The sequence below is a fragment of the Fusobacteria bacterium ZRK30 genome (assembly GCA_024628785.1).
Classification (GTDB): Bacteria; Fusobacteriota; Fusobacteriia; order Fusobacteriales; family Fusobacteriaceae; genus Psychrilyobacter.
The window spans coordinates 1,937,026-1,955,721 of sequence record CP102405.1; the positions used below are offsets into that span (position 1 = coordinate 1,937,026).

Annotated in this window: 15 protein-coding genes; 7 read left to right on the forward strand and 8 right to left on the reverse strand. The window is 32.7% G+C overall.

The window, feature by feature from the left end:
• Window positions 1-6 precede the first annotated feature (6 nt).
• Window positions 7-2,577, reverse strand: coding sequence for a CBS domain-containing protein (locus NRK67_14505; protein UUV18486.1), 2,571 nt, complete (start codon window positions 2,575-2,577; stop codon window positions 7-9).
• 469 nt (window positions 2,578-3,046) lie between these two features.
• Here NRK67_14505 and NRK67_14510 point away from each other — a divergent pair, with 469 nt between their 5' ends.
• From NRK67_14510 to NRK67_14530, 5 genes are all read left to right on the forward strand, one after another.
• The gene (locus tag NRK67_14510; protein ID UUV18487.1) at window positions 3,047-3,997 is read left to right on the forward strand and encodes an ABC transporter substrate-binding protein; all 951 of its coding nucleotides are present in this window, start codon (window positions 3,047-3,049) and stop codon (window positions 3,995-3,997) included.
• Window positions 3,998-4,000: 3 nt separating this feature from the next.
• A complete protein-coding gene (locus tag NRK67_14515; GenBank protein ID UUV18488.1) occupies window positions 4,001-4,870 on the forward strand; it encodes an ABC transporter permease in 870 nt (289 codons plus the stop codon).
• Complete coding sequence (locus tag NRK67_14520) at window positions 4,857-5,648, forward strand: ATP-binding cassette domain-containing protein (protein ID UUV18489.1); 792 nt, start codon at window positions 4,857-4,859, stop codon at window positions 5,646-5,648. Before NRK67_14515 ends, NRK67_14520 begins: the two co-directional genes overlap by 14 nt.
• Window positions 5,649-6,052: 404 nt before the next feature.
• Window positions 6,053-6,787, forward strand: coding sequence for a DUF3943 domain-containing protein (locus tag NRK67_14525; GenBank protein UUV18490.1), 735 nt, complete (start codon window positions 6,053-6,055; stop codon window positions 6,785-6,787).
• Window positions 6,788-6,796: 9 nt separating this feature from the next.
• Window positions 6,797-7,264 (forward strand): hypothetical protein, encoded by a 468-nt coding sequence (locus tag NRK67_14530; GenBank protein UUV18491.1) that lies wholly within the window; start codon window positions 6,797-6,799, stop codon window positions 7,262-7,264.
• Between the two features lie 49 nt (window positions 7,265-7,313).
• Here the strand turns inward: NRK67_14530 and NRK67_14535 are convergent, their stop codons facing one another.
• Window positions 7,314-8,399 (reverse strand): YibE/F family protein, encoded by a 1,086-nt coding sequence (locus NRK67_14535; protein ID UUV18492.1) that lies wholly within the window; start codon window positions 8,397-8,399, stop codon window positions 7,314-7,316.
• A gap of 417 nt (window positions 8,400-8,816) precedes the next feature.
• Between NRK67_14535 and pnp the strand changes: the two genes are divergently transcribed.
• A complete protein-coding gene (gene pnp / locus NRK67_14540) occupies window positions 8,817-10,967 on the forward strand; it encodes a polyribonucleotide nucleotidyltransferase (protein ID UUV18493.1) in 2,151 nt (716 codons plus the stop codon).
• Window positions 10,968-11,030: 63 nt separating this feature from the next.
• On the opposite strand, the gene NRK67_14545 is transcribed toward pnp, so the two are convergent.
• The 6 genes from NRK67_14545 to NRK67_14570 all read right to left on the reverse strand — a co-directional run bounded on the left by NRK67_14545 (window position 11,031) and on the right by NRK67_14570 (window position 16,497).
• Complete coding sequence (locus NRK67_14545; protein ID UUV18494.1) at window positions 11,031-11,633, reverse strand: GrpB family protein; 603 nt, start codon at window positions 11,631-11,633, stop codon at window positions 11,031-11,033.
• Between the two features lie 76 nt (window positions 11,634-11,709).
• Window positions 11,710-13,320: an NFACT family protein gene (locus NRK67_14550; GenBank protein ID UUV18495.1), complete on the reverse strand. Its 1,611-nt coding sequence runs from the start codon at window positions 13,318-13,320 to the stop codon at window positions 11,710-11,712.
• Between the two features lie 214 nt (window positions 13,321-13,534).
• Entirely contained in the window at window positions 13,535-14,203 is a 669-nt protein-coding gene (locus NRK67_14555) for a MarR family transcriptional regulator (protein ID UUV18496.1), read from the reverse strand.
• Window positions 14,204-14,212: 9 nt separating this feature from the next.
• Window positions 14,213-14,848 (reverse strand): ribulose-phosphate 3-epimerase, encoded by a 636-nt coding sequence (gene rpe / locus NRK67_14560; protein UUV18497.1) that lies wholly within the window; start codon window positions 14,846-14,848, stop codon window positions 14,213-14,215.
• Between the two features lie 57 nt (window positions 14,849-14,905).
• Window positions 14,906-15,766 (reverse strand): ribosome small subunit-dependent GTPase A, encoded by an 861-nt coding sequence (rsgA, locus tag NRK67_14565; GenBank protein ID UUV19949.1) that lies wholly within the window; start codon window positions 15,764-15,766, stop codon window positions 14,906-14,908.
• A 17-nt stretch (window positions 15,767-15,783) separates the two neighbouring features.
• A complete protein-coding gene (locus tag NRK67_14570) occupies window positions 15,784-16,497 on the reverse strand; it encodes a PASTA domain-containing protein (protein UUV18498.1) in 714 nt (237 codons plus the stop codon).
• Window positions 16,498-16,685: 188 nt separating this feature from the next.
• Between NRK67_14570 and NRK67_14575 the strand changes: the two genes are divergently transcribed.
• Window positions 16,686-18,629: a M3 family metallopeptidase gene (locus NRK67_14575; GenBank protein UUV18499.1), complete on the forward strand. Its 1,944-nt coding sequence runs from the start codon at window positions 16,686-16,688 to the stop codon at window positions 18,627-18,629.
• The last annotated feature ends 67 nt before the right edge of the window (window positions 18,630-18,696 follow it).

Consider the following 18,696-nt stretch of genomic DNA (forward strand, 5'->3'; position numbering starts at 1 on the left):
TACCTCCTACATTTTTAATATTTTTTCCTTGGTCGGTTCTTCCATATCCAGCTGTTTCATAAAATAGGTATTTAGTTTTTCCTTGAACTCTACACCTGGCACATCTCCGTTTTTAAGAAGATCTTCCCCTCTGATAAGAGGTTTTATTTTAGACAGATTATAGATATAGTTTTCAATTTTTATTTTTATTTTTTCCTTTCTGTTTTGAATATAAATCAGAGTTATTATTTCCATAGATATATTCTTTAATGCATTATATATATCTGAGTTTTTATTTGCTGAATCTAACTTATCCAGTATTTTCTCCCTTATTAATATACCATAATCATACTTTTCTATAAATTTATTTGAAAAATTAAATTTTTTAAATACCAGATCCAGTTCTTTTTTCTCTAAATTTTCTAGTATGATCAAAAACACCAATAACCATTTTTTAATATTAACAAAATTTAGAAGCTCCTCAAGGCTTTCTATTTTTTCTATATTTTTCTTCATCTCCAAGTCATATTCAATATTAGAGTTAATTTCTTTGAATACATTATATTTATTTAAAAATCCCATCCCCCTGGTTAAGTTTTTATCGGAAAACAATATCTCTAACTCCTGTTTAACCCGGGGCCAGGATATTTTCTTCAAAAACCCGTCATCTATTGCATTTTTTAAAAATATTTCCGTATCTTTTTCCAGTTCAAATCCATATCTGGCTGCAAACCTAAAGGCCCTGATTATCCTTGTAGGATCTTCTATAAAACTCAAATTATGCAAAATTCTTATTTTTTTATTAGCAAGGTCATCATATCCACTATAAAAATCAATGAGTTTGCCAAAATTATAACTGTCGATCTCCAAAGCCATGGCATTTATACTAAAATCTCTCCTATACATATCATCTCTGATATTTCCATATTCCACCACCGGAAGGGAAGTTGGATATTCATAGTATTCCAGCCTTGAACTGGCTATATCCAGTTTTAAATCATCATGGACCACTACCACTGCTGTTTTGAATTTTTCATGTATCCTTACTTTTTTTGCCCCCAGCATCTCCTTTAGTTCCAGAGCAAACTTTATTCCATCTCCCTCCACTACTATATCAATATCTTTGTTGTTTATTCCCAGGATAAGGTCTCTCACAATCCCTCCTACTAAGAATACTTTTTCATCTCTTTTTTTTGATACCGCTTCTATAACTTTTAACAATTTCAAGAGTTCTTCCGGGACTACCTCTTCTATATCATTTCTTATCTCCGATTCAAATTTTAATTTTTTAGCTCTCCTTACTGGATTTTTACTGTAGATAGATTTCAATATATCGGTTCTGGTTACTATTCCAAGTATCCTTCCCTCTCCATCAACTATTGGAACTCTCCCGATCCCCTTTTCCACAACAAGAGCTTTTAATTCTTCAACACTTAGATCTATATCTGCTGTGACTACTTCCGATGTCATATAGGCACTTACAGGTGCATTTGAGAACCCATGATTTAAAGCTTTGTCTACACTGTTCCTTGTAATTATTCCTACAATTTTTCCGTCTTCCACAATGGGTAACCCCCCATAACCCATCCGATACATTATTTTATAAGCAAGTTTAATTTTTGTATCTCTTAAGATAGTTTTAACAGGAGTATTCATTATGTCTATCGATTTTTTACTGGGTTTAATCACACTTTTTATCCTTCTTTTTATATCCTCGTATAATTTTTCCATATTTTGATCTCTGATTACACCTGAGACAGCATATTCATGCCCTCCTACCTTGTAGTCTTTTAAAATTTCAGCTACATTTATTTTATTTGAAGACCTTCCTACTATACTTATCCTCTTATCGTTTCCACATAAAATAACACATAGACTGGATTTTTCCAGATACTGTATCTTATTTATCAGCTCATCCATACCAAAAATAAAATCATTGCTTTTATAGTAGGTTAGTTGTGCTACCTCTCCATCGATATCTATAAATTCGGAGTTCTCGATAAGTTCTATAAATATTTCCAACTGCTCCTTTTCCAACCCTTTTTGGACATACTCGTTGACCTTGGACAGATCCCCATTATTTTGCAATAAATAAGATGCCATCTCCAAATCCTTTGGGGTAGTGCTGTCAAAACTGAAGTTTCCTGTATCTTCATAGATCCCCATAAGACCCAAAGTAGCTTCTATCTCATCAAATTCAATATCCGGATCAGCATCCAGGAGAACTTCTAATATATTGGTGGTATTAGAACCGTAATTTTTCCTAATAATCCTCCTATTCTTTATATCATTTTCACTAATCTTGTGGTGATCATAGATTACAACCTCTACATCTTCCTTCTCCAATAATTGCTCGAATAATCCTATCCTATTTTTTTTTGAAGTATCCACAACTATAAGTTTACTCACCTTGTCCATCTGGATATCTTTTATTTTTTTCACCTGTAAAAAATTTTGATATAGGTTTACAAAAGCTTTTACACTTTTCCCGATATGTCCCGGGAAAACTAATATCCCATTGGGATATAACTTTTTTATTAAAACCATAGAAGAAAGTGCATCTAAGTCTGCATATATATGACAAGTTATTATTTCCATCTCTACCACCCTCTAAATTTTATAATTATATTCAATATAATTATACACTTTTATCTATTTTTTTCTAACATTTTTTAAAAAAATAAAATCTTTATGTTGACAATTACATCCAGTTCATTATATGATTATTCAAATAAAAAAATTAAATGGAGGTGACTATTATGTCTAAGAGACTTACTTGGTGGTGCAAAAACGAATCTAATAAATTTAATACTGAATTATTAAGTAGATCTGTTTTTGACCAATAGTTGCTGTAGTTATATATAATTTCAAAGGCACCTTATAAAATCCAAGAAATATTCTTGTTTTTTCCAAGGTACAAGAAAAAATTAATTATACAGAAGAGGTTGATCCTATGGGTTGACCTCTTTTTTATTATACAGAAACTTATAAAATTTAAATCGTGTTTATCTGGATGCAACGTCACGTTGCTTTTTTATACAAAAATAAATTAAAAGGGAGTAAGGAAATGAAAAAATTAATTTTAGGAATCATTTTAATCATGATCTTAGCAGGATGTCAGGAAAAAAATAAGGAAAACAATGATACTTCAAAAAAAATAACTATCGGTATTACCCAGATTGTGGAGCATCCATCGCTGGATCTAATCAGAAGCGGAGTGGAAGATGCTCTTAAAGACAGTAAATATAAAGATGAGGTTATATTGAACTATCAAAATGCCCAGGGAGACTTTATCACAGCTCAGACTATTGCAGCTCAATTTAATGAAGATTCCGATATTGCAGTAGCCATTACCACTCCCAGTGCCCAGGCTGCCTTAAATAAAATACCTGAAAAACCTCTCTTTTTTACAGCGGTTACCAACCCTGTAGTAGCTGGATTAAAAGGAACAAACGTCACAGGGGTTAGTGACATGTCCCCGGTAAAGGAACAGGTAAAGCTGATACAGGAATTACTTCCTAAGACCAAGACAATCGGAACTATATATACTACCAGCGAAGCTAATTCAACATACCTTACAAAAGAATTTACTAAGGCCGCTAATAAAGCTGGATATAAAGTTATTGCCAGGGGAGTTACCAATGTTACAGAGATAGCTTCTGCAATGGATAGTTTTTTAGGAGAAGTTGATGTGATTTACACAGCCAAAGATAATAATATAGCCTCTGCTTACAGCCTTATCATAGATAGAGCTAATAAAGCTAATACCCCAGTTATAGGTGCTACCAGAGATTTCACTGAAGCAGGTGCATTGGCTTCCTCTGGTATATCAGAATACCAGGTGGGATACCAGACTGGAGAGATGGTTATAAGATACCTCGATGGGGAAAAAATCGAAAAGATGCCCATAGAATATTTAAATAAATCAGAATTAACTATCAATGAGAGACAGATGAAAAAATATGGAATTTTACTGGATAAAGATAAGTTAAAAAATATTGAAATTATAAAGGAGTAAATTATGTTATTAGGAACTATTGAACAGGGATTAATTTTTGCAATAATGGCTTTAGGATTGTATATATCCTATAAAATACTAGATTTCCCAGACCTTACCGTAGATGGATCTTTTCCTATGGGAGCTTCTATCGCAGCTATACTCATTATGAAGGAGTTCAATCCTATCTTAGCTTTAGGAGCAGCATTCATCGGCGGATCCCTTGCAGGGTTTATCACCGGGTATATCCATATCAAATTTAAGATTACAAACCTTTTGGCCGGGATCATTGTTATGACAGGTTTATACAGTGTCAATCTCCGGATAATGGGCAAGTCCAATATCCCGCTATTTGGAATTGATAATATTTTTTCTAATAGATCCAATCTTTTTATTATATTATTTATTGTCCTTCTGTCTAAGTTCTTTTTGGACTATCTGCTGAAAACAAAATTTGGCTTCTCCCTCCGTGCTTTAGGTGACAATGAGACGTTGATTGTATCTTTGGGAATAGACGAAAAAAAACTAAAGATTATCGGTCTTATGTTAGCCAATGGACTAGTAGCTCTATCTGGGGGTATCTTAGCCCAATATCAGGGATTTTCAGATATTGCCATGGGTACAGGAACTATCGTTACAGGACTGGCCTCTATCATAATTGGTGAAAGTGTATTAAAAAAAGGAAAAAGATTAAGCGTCACTACTATCGTAATTATCGGTTCTATCTTATATAGATTTATAATACTAGGTTCCCTCAAGATAGGATTTAATGCCAGCGATATAAAACTTATCACTGCAATCCTTACTGTTGGGATTATGGCTTTTAAAAGTAAAGATTTAAATTCAGCACTAAAAAGTAGATTAGGAGGTGTATTTCAAAATGCTCAAAATTAATAATTTATATAAATCATTTCATTCTGAATTAGGAAATGAAAAAAAAGTTTTTAAGGGATTAGATTTCCAATTGAACCAGGAAGACTTTGTATCCATAATTGGAAGTAATGGTGCCGGGAAATCCACTCTTCTAAATATCATTATGGGAAATATTGTTCCAGATGATGGAAAGTTATATATAGAAGACAAAGATTTTACAGATCTGGCCAGCTACAAAAGAAATACTTTTATCTCAAAGGTCTACCAAAATCCTACCTTGGGAACTGCACCATCTATGACCATCTTTGAAAATCTTTCCATGGCAGATAACAAGGGAAAGAAATTTAATCTTACACTGGGTTTAAATAAGAAAAGAAAAGAAACTTATAAAAAGACTCTTACTGAATTAGGTTTAGGATTGGAGAAACAATTGGATACCGAAGTTGGGTTATTATCCGGCGGGCAGAGACAATGTCTTGCTCTTATTATGGCAACTTTAAATAAACCGAAAATATTATTGTTAGATGAACATACTGCTGCTCTTGATCCTCAGACATCGGAATTAATCATGGAAAAAACAAAAAAAATAGTGGAATCTCATAAGATTCCCACCCTTATGATAACTCATAATTTAAATGATGCCATAAAATATGGAAACAGACTGATCATGCTCCACGAAGGAAAGATCATCCTAGATTTTAAAGGGGAGGAAAAACAAGGTCTTACTCCTGAAAAACTCCTAAAAATATTTCATACTAAAAATACTTCCATAAAGGATGATGAACTTTTCAGTCTTTAATAGTTCATTTCAGATATGCAAGTATTTTATTTTCCTCTAATAGCATTAGAAAAAAATAAAAATACAGCAAAAGAAATAGAGAAAAGAAAAGTAAGAAGATTTTTACACTTTTTCGTTATAATTTCTTTTTGACGACTTAGTAGAACATTTACTGCATAGCTAAATAACATCTAGAAAAAAAGTAAAACATATTCTTTTGTGAATCCAGTTTATAATAGAATCCTTATTTTTTTTTATATAGCAATTAGGATTAATTATAAATAAAATCATCTAACCTTTTTAGAAGATTAAAAAAAATTAAAAAACTCTTTTAAAATTTTTAAAAGGGTTTTTCTTTTTTTTCCCTAATAACTATAATAGATATTAATATTAAAGTTTAAATCTAATTAAGTAGGTGAATTAAAATGGTTAATTTTAGAAAATATCCTCTTTTCATTATTTTTTTTATTCTCATAGGAAATATGATCCTTGGAGAGGAAGGGAAAATAAGTTACAACTTGGAGGTAGAAAATGTTGTCTTTGAAAAAAATTTTGATAAATTAAAAAAGGATACAGGTTCACTATTCATCTTAGCAGGTGTAACAGCCACTACCCTATACCTACTTCCGGGCTCATCCACAGGATGGGATAAGGACGATGAAACCAGTATATTTCAAAAATGGGAAAACAACGTAAAAAGTGGGCCAGTATGGGACCAGGACAGCCCAATGTATAACTATGTAGGTCATGTGTATGCAGGTGGTGCTTATTATATCCTTGCTCGAAATGCCAATTATTCCCCTTTGGAATCTTTTTGGTATACACTTGTTATCTCTACATTTTTTTGGGAGTACGGAGTAGAAGCATTTGCTGAGCCACCTTCCATGCAGGATCTTGTTATAACTCCTGTTTTCGGCTCTATGCTAGGAGAGGGATTCTATACCCTTCAAAACCACATATTAGATAATGACGGGATGCTCTTTGATTCTAAATTCTGGGGCAGTGCTACTATGATGTTTATAGATCCCATGGGACACCTTTCCAGTTATATCTATGACGACTATGAAAGAACAAGTCATACGGGGGTAATAGTAAACGCTGTTGAACACGAAGGAAAAACCGATTTACTTTTAGGAATAAATTTTACATTTCCATTTTAGGAGGCAGTTATGAAAAAATTAGTGTTAGCAGGATTATTTCTCTTAGGATTAAACCTTTATTCAGTTGGAGTAAATTTAGGAGTTGGTGGTGGATATGGTAAGTATCTAGATGATAAAACTGGAAGTTTAAATTTAAATTTAGAAATCGTTCACGAAATCTTCCCCAATGTTGAACTTGGAGTCGGAGGAATCGGGGAATTTAACTTTAAAAACGAAGAGATGGAATCTTTTCCTGTCTACCTCAGTGGTAAATTCTATTCTGAAAATATCCCGGGGTTTTATGCTGCTGGAAGATATGGAAGAACCCTCTACAAAGGCAGTGATAAAATCGGAGCTTATGCATACCTGGGAATTGGAAAAAGGTTGGAGTCCGGACTTTCCATAGAAGGAGGAGTTTCAGCTGGCAATCAGGATACAAAAGAATCTATATTGGATAATGGAAATATATCATTTTTAGTTATAACACCGATATTTTAATCGTAAGAAAAAAAGAAGTTTATCTATAATATAGATAAACTTCTTTTTTTTATCCCAAAATGCTTTCTTTCTTGCTTTCTTTATTCTTCATATGAATTTTAGAGGCTAATAAAGATGTCAAAGGAACAGCTATTAATATCCCTATACTTCCACAAAAAGCCCGAAGAAATTCAACTCCTACAAATTCAAAGTTTAATATCCTAATATTGGGAAAATCATTTTGCTGGATAGTAAGAATCATTATTGTGAAGAGTGATCCTCCTATATAGGCTAAGATAAGGGTATTTATCATGGTACCTATGATATCCCTTCCTATACTCATCCCGGAATTGTATAATTCCAAAGATGTAATATGGGGTTTATGGCTCTTTATCTCTGAAAGTGCTGAAGAGATAGACATAGATACATCCATAACTGCTCCTGCACTCCCTATAATTACCCCTGTTGAGATCAATTCCTTCAGATTTATATTTTTTATAAGAGATGCATAGTTAATACTTTCCATAGTTGTATACCCTGTAAGACCCATGGTCTTGGAAAAAAATATCGAAAGTACTCCTGCAAAGATAACTCCTCCTAAGGTTCCTAAGATAGCTATAATTCCCTTGGAATTAAATCCAGTCATAAAAAATATCGTAACGATGGAAGATATGGATAAAATAACTATTGAGATCAAGATAGGGGAAAAACCTAAGATGATTCCGGGAATCATAAATTTAAATATTAAAAATCCTGTTATTCCTAAAGACAAGATTGCCTTCAGTCCTTGTTTTTTTGCAATTAACAGTGTCAACCCTAAGAAAAGAGAGACTAAAAGATAGAGACTCCCCCTCCTATCCCTTTCAATGATATAGTATCCGTCTGTATCATTATATATGACTACATTCATATTGGGCTTAAAGGATAGATTGTGCTGTTTTTCCCTATAGGTTGGATGGGGAATGGTTAAGATCTTTCCTTTCTCCTGTCCCTCCATTATTTCCACTTCAAAATCTGTCATAGAACTCAGATACTCATCATCTGCTAACTCCTCTTCTTTTAATACAGACAGGATCTTTCCCTTTACATATGTTTCTTTGGCAAAAATAGAGATACCCAGGATAAAAAATATCCCTATAATTAATTTTTTTTTCATACTCTCCTCCAAGTTAATTCTGTTATAAATTCATTATTCTTTATATTTTAACACAAAATATCACTGTTGGCTCTATCTGAACTTTAAAAAATTATAACTTGTTTATTACAATGAAAATAAGTTTTATAGGAAGAGTTAGTTTTTAAGTTTAATAGTGATATCGTATCCTTTGAAAGTTCTTTTTAAGCCTTTACTTAAAGAGGATAGGGTGATATAATTACTAGCAATAGGAGATAAATAAGTAGTAAGAGATGAAAATATAAATTAAAATAATTATATTTTTTCCCCTTATTATTTTATGTCTCCTATTGAAATAACTGAATTTTTATACTTTCCTGATTGGTATCAGATAGTTAGATTCAGAAAATAAAGTGTAAGGATGGTCCCTAGGCTCATCCAATATAATAGGAGGAATATATGTTTAAAGAAAAAAACATGGAATTAGAAATCGGTGGAAAAGTAATTAAAATGTCTACTGGAAAATTAGCTAGACAAGCTGGAGGAGCTGTATTAGTAGAATGTGGTGGAACTGCATTATTAGTAACAGCAACTAGAAGTAAAGCACCTAGAAAGGGAGCTGACTTTTTCCCATTAACAGTAGATTTCGTAGAAAAATATTATGCAGCTGGAAAGATGCCAGGTGGATTTATGAAGAGAGAAGCTAGACCTTCTACAAATGCTACATTAACAGCTAGATTAATAGACAGACCAATCAGACCAATGTTCCCTGAAGGGTTCAACTATGATGTACATATTGTAAACACAGTAATGTCATACGACGAAACTTGTACTACTGATTACCTTGGAATCATCGGATCATCAGCAGCATTAATGGTTTCTGATATTCCTTTCTTAGGACCTGTAGCAGCAGTTACAGTTGGAATGATAGACGGAGAATTTGTTTTAAATCCAAGCCCGGCTCAGTTAGCTGAAAGTGATTTAGAATTAACAGTAGCAGGAACAAAGGAAGCTGTAAACATGGTAGAATCTGGAGCAGCTGAATTATCTGAAAAAGTTATGTTAGATGCAATCTTATTTGCTCATGACAACATCAAAAAAATATGTGCATTCCAAGAGGAATTTGCTGCATTAGTTGCAAAAGAAAACATTGAATTTGCTGCACCTGCAATCGACGAGACTGTTAAGTCATTCATCGATGAAAAGGCAACTGCAAGATTAAAAGAAGCTGTATTAGTTGTTGGAAAACATGCTAGAGAAGATGCAGTAGACGGATTAGAGGCTGAATTATTAGAGATATTCACAGCTGACTATATAGAAAAATCTGGTGAAGAAGAATTAGACGGGGCTTTAGCATTTGACTTCGCTAAATACTACCATGACCTTATGAAGCAATTAGTAAGAGAAGCTATCGTTTATAATAAGCATAGAGTAGATGGAAGAAAAACTGATGAATTAAGAGATCTTTTCGCAGAAATAGATATCTTATCTCAACCTCATGGGTCAGCAATGTTCACTAGAGGAGAAACTCAAGCAATGGTATTCGCTACACTAGGAACTAAACAAGATGAGCAGTTAATCGACGGATTAGATGACAGTTTCTACAAGAAATTCTACCTTCACTATAACTTCCCTTCTTACTCAGTAGGAGAACCTGGATTCATGAGAGGACCAGGAAGAAGAGAATTAGGACATGGAGCATTAGCTGAAAGAGCACTTTCTTATGTTTTACCAACTGAAGAAGTATTCCCATACACAGTAAGAGTAGTATCTGAGATCACTGAATCAAATGGTTCATCTTCTCAAGCAAGTATCTGTGGTGGATCATTATCACTTATGGCTGCCGGAGTACCTATCAAGGAACATGTAGCTGGAATAGCTATGGGACTTGTTAAAGAGGGAGATGACTATGTAGTCTTAACTGACATCATGGGATTAGAAGATCATTTAGGAGATATGGACTTTAAAGTAGCTGGAACTTCTAAAGGAATCACAGCACTTCAAATGGATATCAAGATCACTGGAATAGATGAAGAAGTTATGAGAATAGCTTTAGAGCAAGCATTAGTAGCAAGAACACAAATATTAGATGTTATGAACGCAGCTATCCCTGCTCCTAGAGAAGAATTAGCAGCTACAGCTCCTAGAGTATATCAAATGCAAATTGATACAGATAAAATATCTGCATTAATCGGACCTGCTGGAAAGAATATTAAAGGTATCGTAGAAGAGACTGGAGCTAAAGTTGACATCGATGACACTGGAAAGGTATTAATCTTTGCTGTAGATAAAGATGCATTAGATAAAACAGTTTCATTAGTAAATGGATATGTAAAAGACGTTGAAGTAGGAGAAATCTACACTGCTAAAGTTGTAAAAATAGCTTCATTTGGAGCATTTATGCAAGTAGCACCAGGAAAAGACGGATTATTACATGTTTCTCAAATCTCACATGAGAGAGTAGCTAATGTAGAAGATGTATTACATGTTGGAGATGAATTTGAAGTTAAAGTTATCTCAACTGAAAAAGGAAAGATCAGCTTAAGTAGAAAAGAATTATTACCTAAGCCGGTTAAAAAAGTAGAAGTAAAAACTGAAGAAACTAAGTAGGTTATAATAAAAAGGTCCAGCAAATGCTGGACCTTTTTCAATATATTTTTTAAAAAACTAAATTTATTTATTTTTATTTTGCTCTTTAATGCTCAACAAATGAGAGTTATCAAATGATGTTTTAGATAAACAATCAGAGATAAAGTCACTTTTGGCTTCACAATAACCATCAATATCATCTAGATGAGTTTTAGCTAACTCTTTTTTTAATTTTGAATATTCTTCTAGTGCTTTTTTATTAGTTTTTAAATAATCTCTAAAATTTAAATGATTCTCTAAACTAGGGATCCCCTCTATACAAAGGTATAGATTGTGAACGGGAAAGATTTTAATCTCTTTATCATTAAACGGAATATCACAAGCATATCTAAAAAAAGCTTCTCTATCAACAATACCTAAATCTCCCATATGTCTGTAACCTAATTCTTCTAATAATTTAATAACAATATTTTTATTTTTTTGATCTTTCACGATGATATCAATATCAATAATAGGTTTGGCACATAATCCTTCTACCGAAGTACTGCCAACATGTTCAATAGAAAGAATATGCTCTTTCACCTTCTCAAAAATAACATCACAAATTAATTTGAAATCATCTTTCCACTTTGAATTATACTCTTCTATAATAATGTTTCCGGTGATATCAATTTTTTCTTTTTTCATTCTATACACCTCATCAAATTTAAATTATTGTTACATAATAACAAAATTTCAAATAAAATCATAGTTTTTTTAACTTTTAACTTTTCTTTACAAATACCGACTTCTCATTGGAATAAATTACCAGTCCGGGTTTTGCTCCTTTTATTTTTTTCACATATTTTTTTAGACAATAATCTATTCGAATGGTTTCTCCCATACCTATCTTAGAATGCTGGCTGGCTAACTCTCCTACTTTATATAGTGTCTCATCAGATATTTCATCACCGTTTGTCTTGACTATCAGATGACTTCCAGGAACGTCTTTTGCATGGAACCAGAGGTCATGTCTGTCTCCAATTTTAAATGTAACATATTCATTCTCTATATTATTTCTTCCATAATATACTGTGAATCCATCTATCTCCGTTGTAGGAGGCATGATCTTAGCCACCTTTTTTTTCTTCTTTGTCTTTACTATCTTTTTAAGATACTTATTGGCTATTAACTCCTCCTCAATACCTTCCAAAGTCTTCTTGTCCTGGGCATGGTTTATAAAAGATAAGATAGACTCTAAATATACAATCTCAGATTTTATAGTCTCCAGTCTTTCACCACTATGCTGATATCCCCTCTTATGTTTGTTGTAGAGATTATAGTAGTTATCCAGATTTTCATTGGGATTCTTTTGAGGATTCAAAATTATCTCTATATTACAATTTTCGTAAAAATCATAGAGAGTCACACTTTTTTCATACCCCTTCAATGAATACAGGTTAGCCGCCAGGATATCTCCTATCTTTTTATACTTTTCATAGGTAGAATATTTTTCTATATCCCTCTTTATATTTTTAATGGTTTTTTTATTTTTTTTCAGTTCCTTCTCCACTACTTTAGCCAGAGTTCTTTTTTGGTTGTTAAATTGCTCTGAGTTTAATGTTTCCAATATATAGGTATCTATCATACTGTTGATCGATTCAAATTTTACCTCTTCGTATCCCTCTAAAGGAAGGTTAAGTATAGTTCCATATTTGATAGCTCCATCTTGTTTATAGAGAGTAGGAGATGCCGCTTCATTTATGATCTCAGAAAATTTATTGTAATTGGTCATATATTTGGCTGTAAGTTTTCCTATTCCATCTACATTTTGTATCAGTGTATTTTCAACGAGATAACCGTCAAATTCCTCTTTGGATACGTCTGCAGGAGATCTTTTTTCAGTTACGATAGGAAATTGATATTTGGCTCCTCCCATGAGTAACCTCAACTTATTTTCCTCTATAGAAAACTTCTTCAACAGGTCCAAGATCATAAAGTTATCATCTACCAGGATAATATTACTGTGTTTACCCATAATCTCAACGATCATTTTAACTTTTTGTTTTACTCCCAACTCGTTGATCTTTTCAAAGGAAAGGAGTAATATCCTGTCATTTTTATACTGCTCTACTCCTGTTAATATTGCACCTACCACATATTTTCTGAGAGATAGTGAAAAACTCATAGGTTTATCGGGAGCTACCTCTTTTTTTGTGGCTATATAACATATGGGCAGATTAGGAGTTGCTGAGACATACAAATTTAGTTTTCCTAAAAATACAGATAAACTCAGTGGTGAATATTGAAATATTTTAGTTACCTTCCTGCCTTTTAATGTTTCATCTAACTCGTCTTTTAATTTACTTAGGGATATCCCGTCTATATATAACATAATTTTTACTCCTTTTTCGCAGATTAAATCTTTCTGATTTCAGACCTCTTCCTTTTTATAGTTTCTCCTATCTTGGGAGAAACTTAGAGTGAAGATTTGGCTTTTTCTCTCCTAATTTAGGAGAGAAAAGAAAGAAAAGAGAGATCTAAAGAATTTTTAATTAATTTTATCAAAATAGGAGGAAGGTTTATCCCTCCCTCCTACTATTATTTTCTTATATATCTTTCTTTACTACTACTAAGTTTTTAGCATCTATAGTATTTATCTCTACTATTTCATCATCGGGAGTTTTTATTGCAATTACCCTGTGTGAATTAGACATTATTTTTAACTCAGTGTATAACTTTATACCCATTCCGGCAAAGAAATTCTTGATTACAGGAGTTCCTTTTACATCTAAAACGCTCACAGAATCTCCCTCTAAGAAATTAGTGATAACATCCGGTTTGAAAAATTCTACCTGGTTTTTAAGATTTTCCAATATTTTAGTAAATACTGTAGTAAATATTTCTAAATTTTCTGTTTCTATATTCTTTGTAATACTTGAAATTATCATTTTATGAAAGTTATTGTGATAAGTAAGTGCATCCTCACCTTTTTTAGATAGGGAAACAAAAACTTTTCTCCTGTCATTGTCCGATCTCTTTCTAGTTATAAATCCTTTATTGGATAATTTATTTATGGCAACTGTAGCAGTCCCCATAGTAATACCTAATTTATCAGATAAATTATTCATAGACAATGATTGATTTCCAATAGCTTCTATAACATGAAGCTCTGTGGTAGTCAAACATTTGATTCCTTGCTTAAGTGCCAGTGATTCCGTTTCATAAAAAAGCTTAGTGAAATCCTCTATTACCGTATTAACTCTTTCTAAAGACATATGCCCTCCTTAACCTCTTAATTTTTCTATTTGTTCCTTGTAATCTCCACCAAATACGAAAGATCCGGCTACAAATATATTCGCTCCAGCCTCTATACAAGGTTTAATTGTAGCATCTGTAATACCACCATCTATTTGGATATCTACTGTAGAAGAGATCCCTCTTACATCCTTTATCTTTTCTATAGTAGTAGGTATGAATTTCTGTCCTCCAAAACCAGGATTAACAGACATAAGTAATACCATATCCAATTCATCTATTACATATTTTAAATTTTCTACAGGTGTAGCTGGATTCAGTGAAACTCCGGCTTTTAAACCAAGATTTTTTATTTGTTGAACAACTCTATGAAGATGAGTTGTTGATTCAGCATGAACCACTATCATGTCTGCTCCTGCCTTAGCAAAGTCCTCAATGTATCTTTCAGGTGCGTCTATCATCAAATGTACATCAAAAATTAAATCTGTTTTATTCCTGATTGATTTTATAATTGGAACTCCAAATGAGATATTTGGAACAAAATTTCCATCCATAACATCAATATGGATCATATCCGCTCCGGCTTTTGTTATCTCTATTATTTCGTCTCCTAATTTACTAAAATCAGCTGATAGGATTGAAGGTGCAATTTTAATTGTATTCATTTTTATGGTTCACTCCTTAAAATTAATTTGATTATAAAATAATTATATCATACTTTACTAATATTTATTCCATCTTTCTTCACTATAAAATTTATAGCACCATAGGTAGAAGTCATATCTACTTTGACTTAGCCCCTGGTCAAGTCCATCTTTTATACCACATTTGGGCTCATTTATATGAATACAGTTACTGTATTTACAGGTTCTGTATTCATTAAATTCTGCAAATAAACTAGCTAATTCATCAGCTGTTTCTATTGGTGGCAGCTCTATTGAAGAAAAACCAGGTGTATCAATTACCCACCCGCCATCTTTCATTGGTAACAACGTGGTTCCCTTGGTAGTATGTTTTCCCCTTGAGTTTTTCTTACTAGTCTCTCCTGTTTCTAGGACTCTTTCCTCCTGAAGCATGTTTAGTAACGACGATTTTCCTGCTCCAGATGGTCCTCCAAATGCAGTTATCTTATCTTTTATATAATCTTTCACATCCTCTATCCCTGTATTTTCATAGGTTGAGATATAAAACACCTCTATATCTAATTGTTTTAAAAATTCTAACTCTTTTTTTAATTCTTTTAGTCCTTCATCATCTAATAATTCAATCTTGTTGATAACAGCTACTGGTTTAATCTTATAATAGAAAGCATTGAGTAACAATATATTAAATCTTCCAATATCAAATTTGGGATCCAATGCTGAAAACTGAATAACCAAATAATCTATATTTGAAACCAGAGGTCTATGGATAATATTTTGTCTGGGATATACCTTTGTGATAAATCCATCTTCACCAAATTCTACCAGGTCCCCTGTAACACAGTTATCTTTATTATTTTTTTTCTTTAATATACCTCTTAATCTACATTCATAAGTTTTTTCTTCCACTTGAACATAGTAAAATCCCTTTATTTTTGTAATAACTCTACCTTTGATAATTATTCCTCCTCACTTTGAGTTGTAACTGTAATATTTATAACCGAGCCTGCTAAAACGTCTTTCCCAGCAGGGTAACTAATGTCAATTATAGTATCTTCAGGAAAATCATTCCTATATACCTTTTTTATATCTCCTACAACCAGCTTTTTTTGCCTAAGAATCTTTTCACCTTCTCCCAATGAAAATCCCAGGATATCCGGCATTCTGATATTTTTTATCTGGCTGACGTTGATCAATAGAGAGACTGAACTACCACGGGAAACTGAACTACCTTCCGAAGGATCAGTTCCTATAACTCTATTATTCATATAACCTTCCATAGTATGGGAGATTCTGTCTACTTTGATCCCCATATCACTTAGGATAACTCTGGCATCCTGCATATTTTTCCCCTTTAAATCGGGTAAAATGACTGTATCCATTCCCTTACTTATCCAGATTTTTATAGGTCTGCCTTTCTTTATATGTTTTGGCGGTACAGGCAGCTGAGAGTAGATCTCGCCTTTTTTCAATTCAGAATAATGTTCTCCCATATCAACTAATTTAAATTCTGATCCTACCAACACTTTGGCTTCCTCAACTGTAAGACCTTTTAAATTTGGTGTCTCATATAAATAGTCATGAAAGAAAAACTTTAACCCCACATTCCCGGCAAGAAATATCCCGGCTATAATTGCTAAACTACTTATTGTAATAACTATTTTTTTATTCATTTTATGACTCCTTAATATCACTATAAATTTCTCCCTAAATAGTAACATAGATATAGTTAAATATCAATTATACTACAACTTATCATAGGAATTCAGAGGAGGGTTCAAAATTAAAATAAAAAATTTCACATATATAAAATAAGTGGGGTATAATCTGTTTAGATAATACAAAATTAGGAGGATGATTTATGCAGTTAAACTACAAAAAGCTGGATGAAAGATTTATAGATGAACTCAATGAAAGAATAATTTCAGTTGAGGGTGCTATTGAGGAGTTATTAAAAATAAAAGATAAAACATACGATAATTTCTTCGACGTAATGGAACACCTTTTGGATGACGTTGAAAAACTTTCATTTCCACTACAGATTGAAATCTCAACAAATATTACAGACTTAGGAAAGAAGACATATGAGGAGTATATCCCTATTATGAATGAATTCACTTCTAAACTAAGCCAGAATGAAGAGGTTGCTAACTCTATCATAAAAATTTATGAAACTGAAGATTTAAGTGATGTAAGAAAAAGAATATTAGAAAAACAAATATTATCATTTAAGTCCAGCGGTATTGGCTTAGATCAAAAAAGCAAGGAGAAGATCAAATCCATCAATTTAGAATTAGCCAAATTAGGAAATGATTTCAGCCAAAATATAACTGATGCTACAAATGGATATGAATTAATTATAGAGGATGAAAAAGTTCTTTCTGAATTTTCTGAGATAGATAAAAAATCTGCTGAGATAGAAAATGGAAAATGGAAATTTACCCTTCACGGGCCATCCCTTACTACATTTTTAAAATATTGTAATGACAGAACATTAAGGGAAAAACTATATAAAGCTTCTGCCACAAAGGCTCCTCAAAATGAAGAACTCATTGAGAAAATTTTAAACTTGAGGGATGAAAAAGCTAAAATTTTAGGTTATGAAAATTACAGGGAACTATCTATTGCCTCAAAAACTGCAAATAACGCTTTAGAAGTTATAGATTTCTTGACAGAATTAGGTAAGGAAGCTCTGCCAAAGGCTGTGGAGGAGATCGAAGAATTAAAGAGTTTCGCAAAAGAAAAATTAAGCTATGAAACTGTAGAGATCTATGACTACGCATACCTTTCTAGAAAATTAAAGGAGATAAAATATAATTTTGATCCCAGTGAAGTGAAACCATATTTTGAGAAAAACAAGGTAGTTTCCGGGATGTTCCAATTTTTAGATAATATCTTTAATTTAAAAGCTAAACAGATAGAGGATACAAAATTATGGAATGACAAAGCTTTAGTCTTTGAATTAGAAAGAAATGGAGTACTTTTAGGGAATTTAATCATGGATTTAGAAACCAATGAGAATAAGAGGGGAGGAGCTTGGGCAGACAGCTGGATTACAAGCTACACTAAGGACGGTGTCCGTGTTCCTGCAACAGGAATAATCGTTTGCAATTTCCCTCCTAGTAAGGATGGAGTCCCATCACTATTAGATCATTCAGATGTAGTAACACTATTCCATGAGATGGGACATGCTCTTCATCTTATCACTTCTAAAACAAAGGAGATCTCTGCTTCTGGATTTAACGGAACTGAATGGGATGTAGTAGAATATCCGTCTCAATGGCTGCAGGAATTTGCTAATAACAAGGAGATTATAAAGACATTTGGAATTCACTATGAGACCGGTGAAGTTATCTCCGATGAATTGATTCAAAAAGTATTAGATTCTTTAAATTATGGGCAGGGATATGGAAATAACAGACAGGTTGAATTCGGGTTATTTGATCTGATGATCTATGATGATGCATACTCTAAAAAGCAGGTTCAGGAAAAATTAGATGAAGTCAGAAAGATGGTTTCAGTAATAAAAACACCAGAGTACAATAAGTTCCAATGTTCATTCAGTCATATATTTGCAGGTGGATATGGAGCAGGTTATTATTCATATAAATGGGCTGAAGTACTTTCAGCTGACAGTTATATAGAGATGACTAAGGATGGCAATATAGATAAGCAGCTGGCCAATAACTTTTTCGATAACCTCTTATCACTTGGAGGATCGGTAAATATGAAAGAAAGTTTTGTTAATGTTCACGGGAGACAGCCAGACCCTAAGGCATTGTTAAAACTTACAGGAATATTGTAAGGTAGGTTTAAATAACTAAAAAACCCTAGGAGGAAGAGTACATATACTCTTCCTCCTAGGGTTTTTA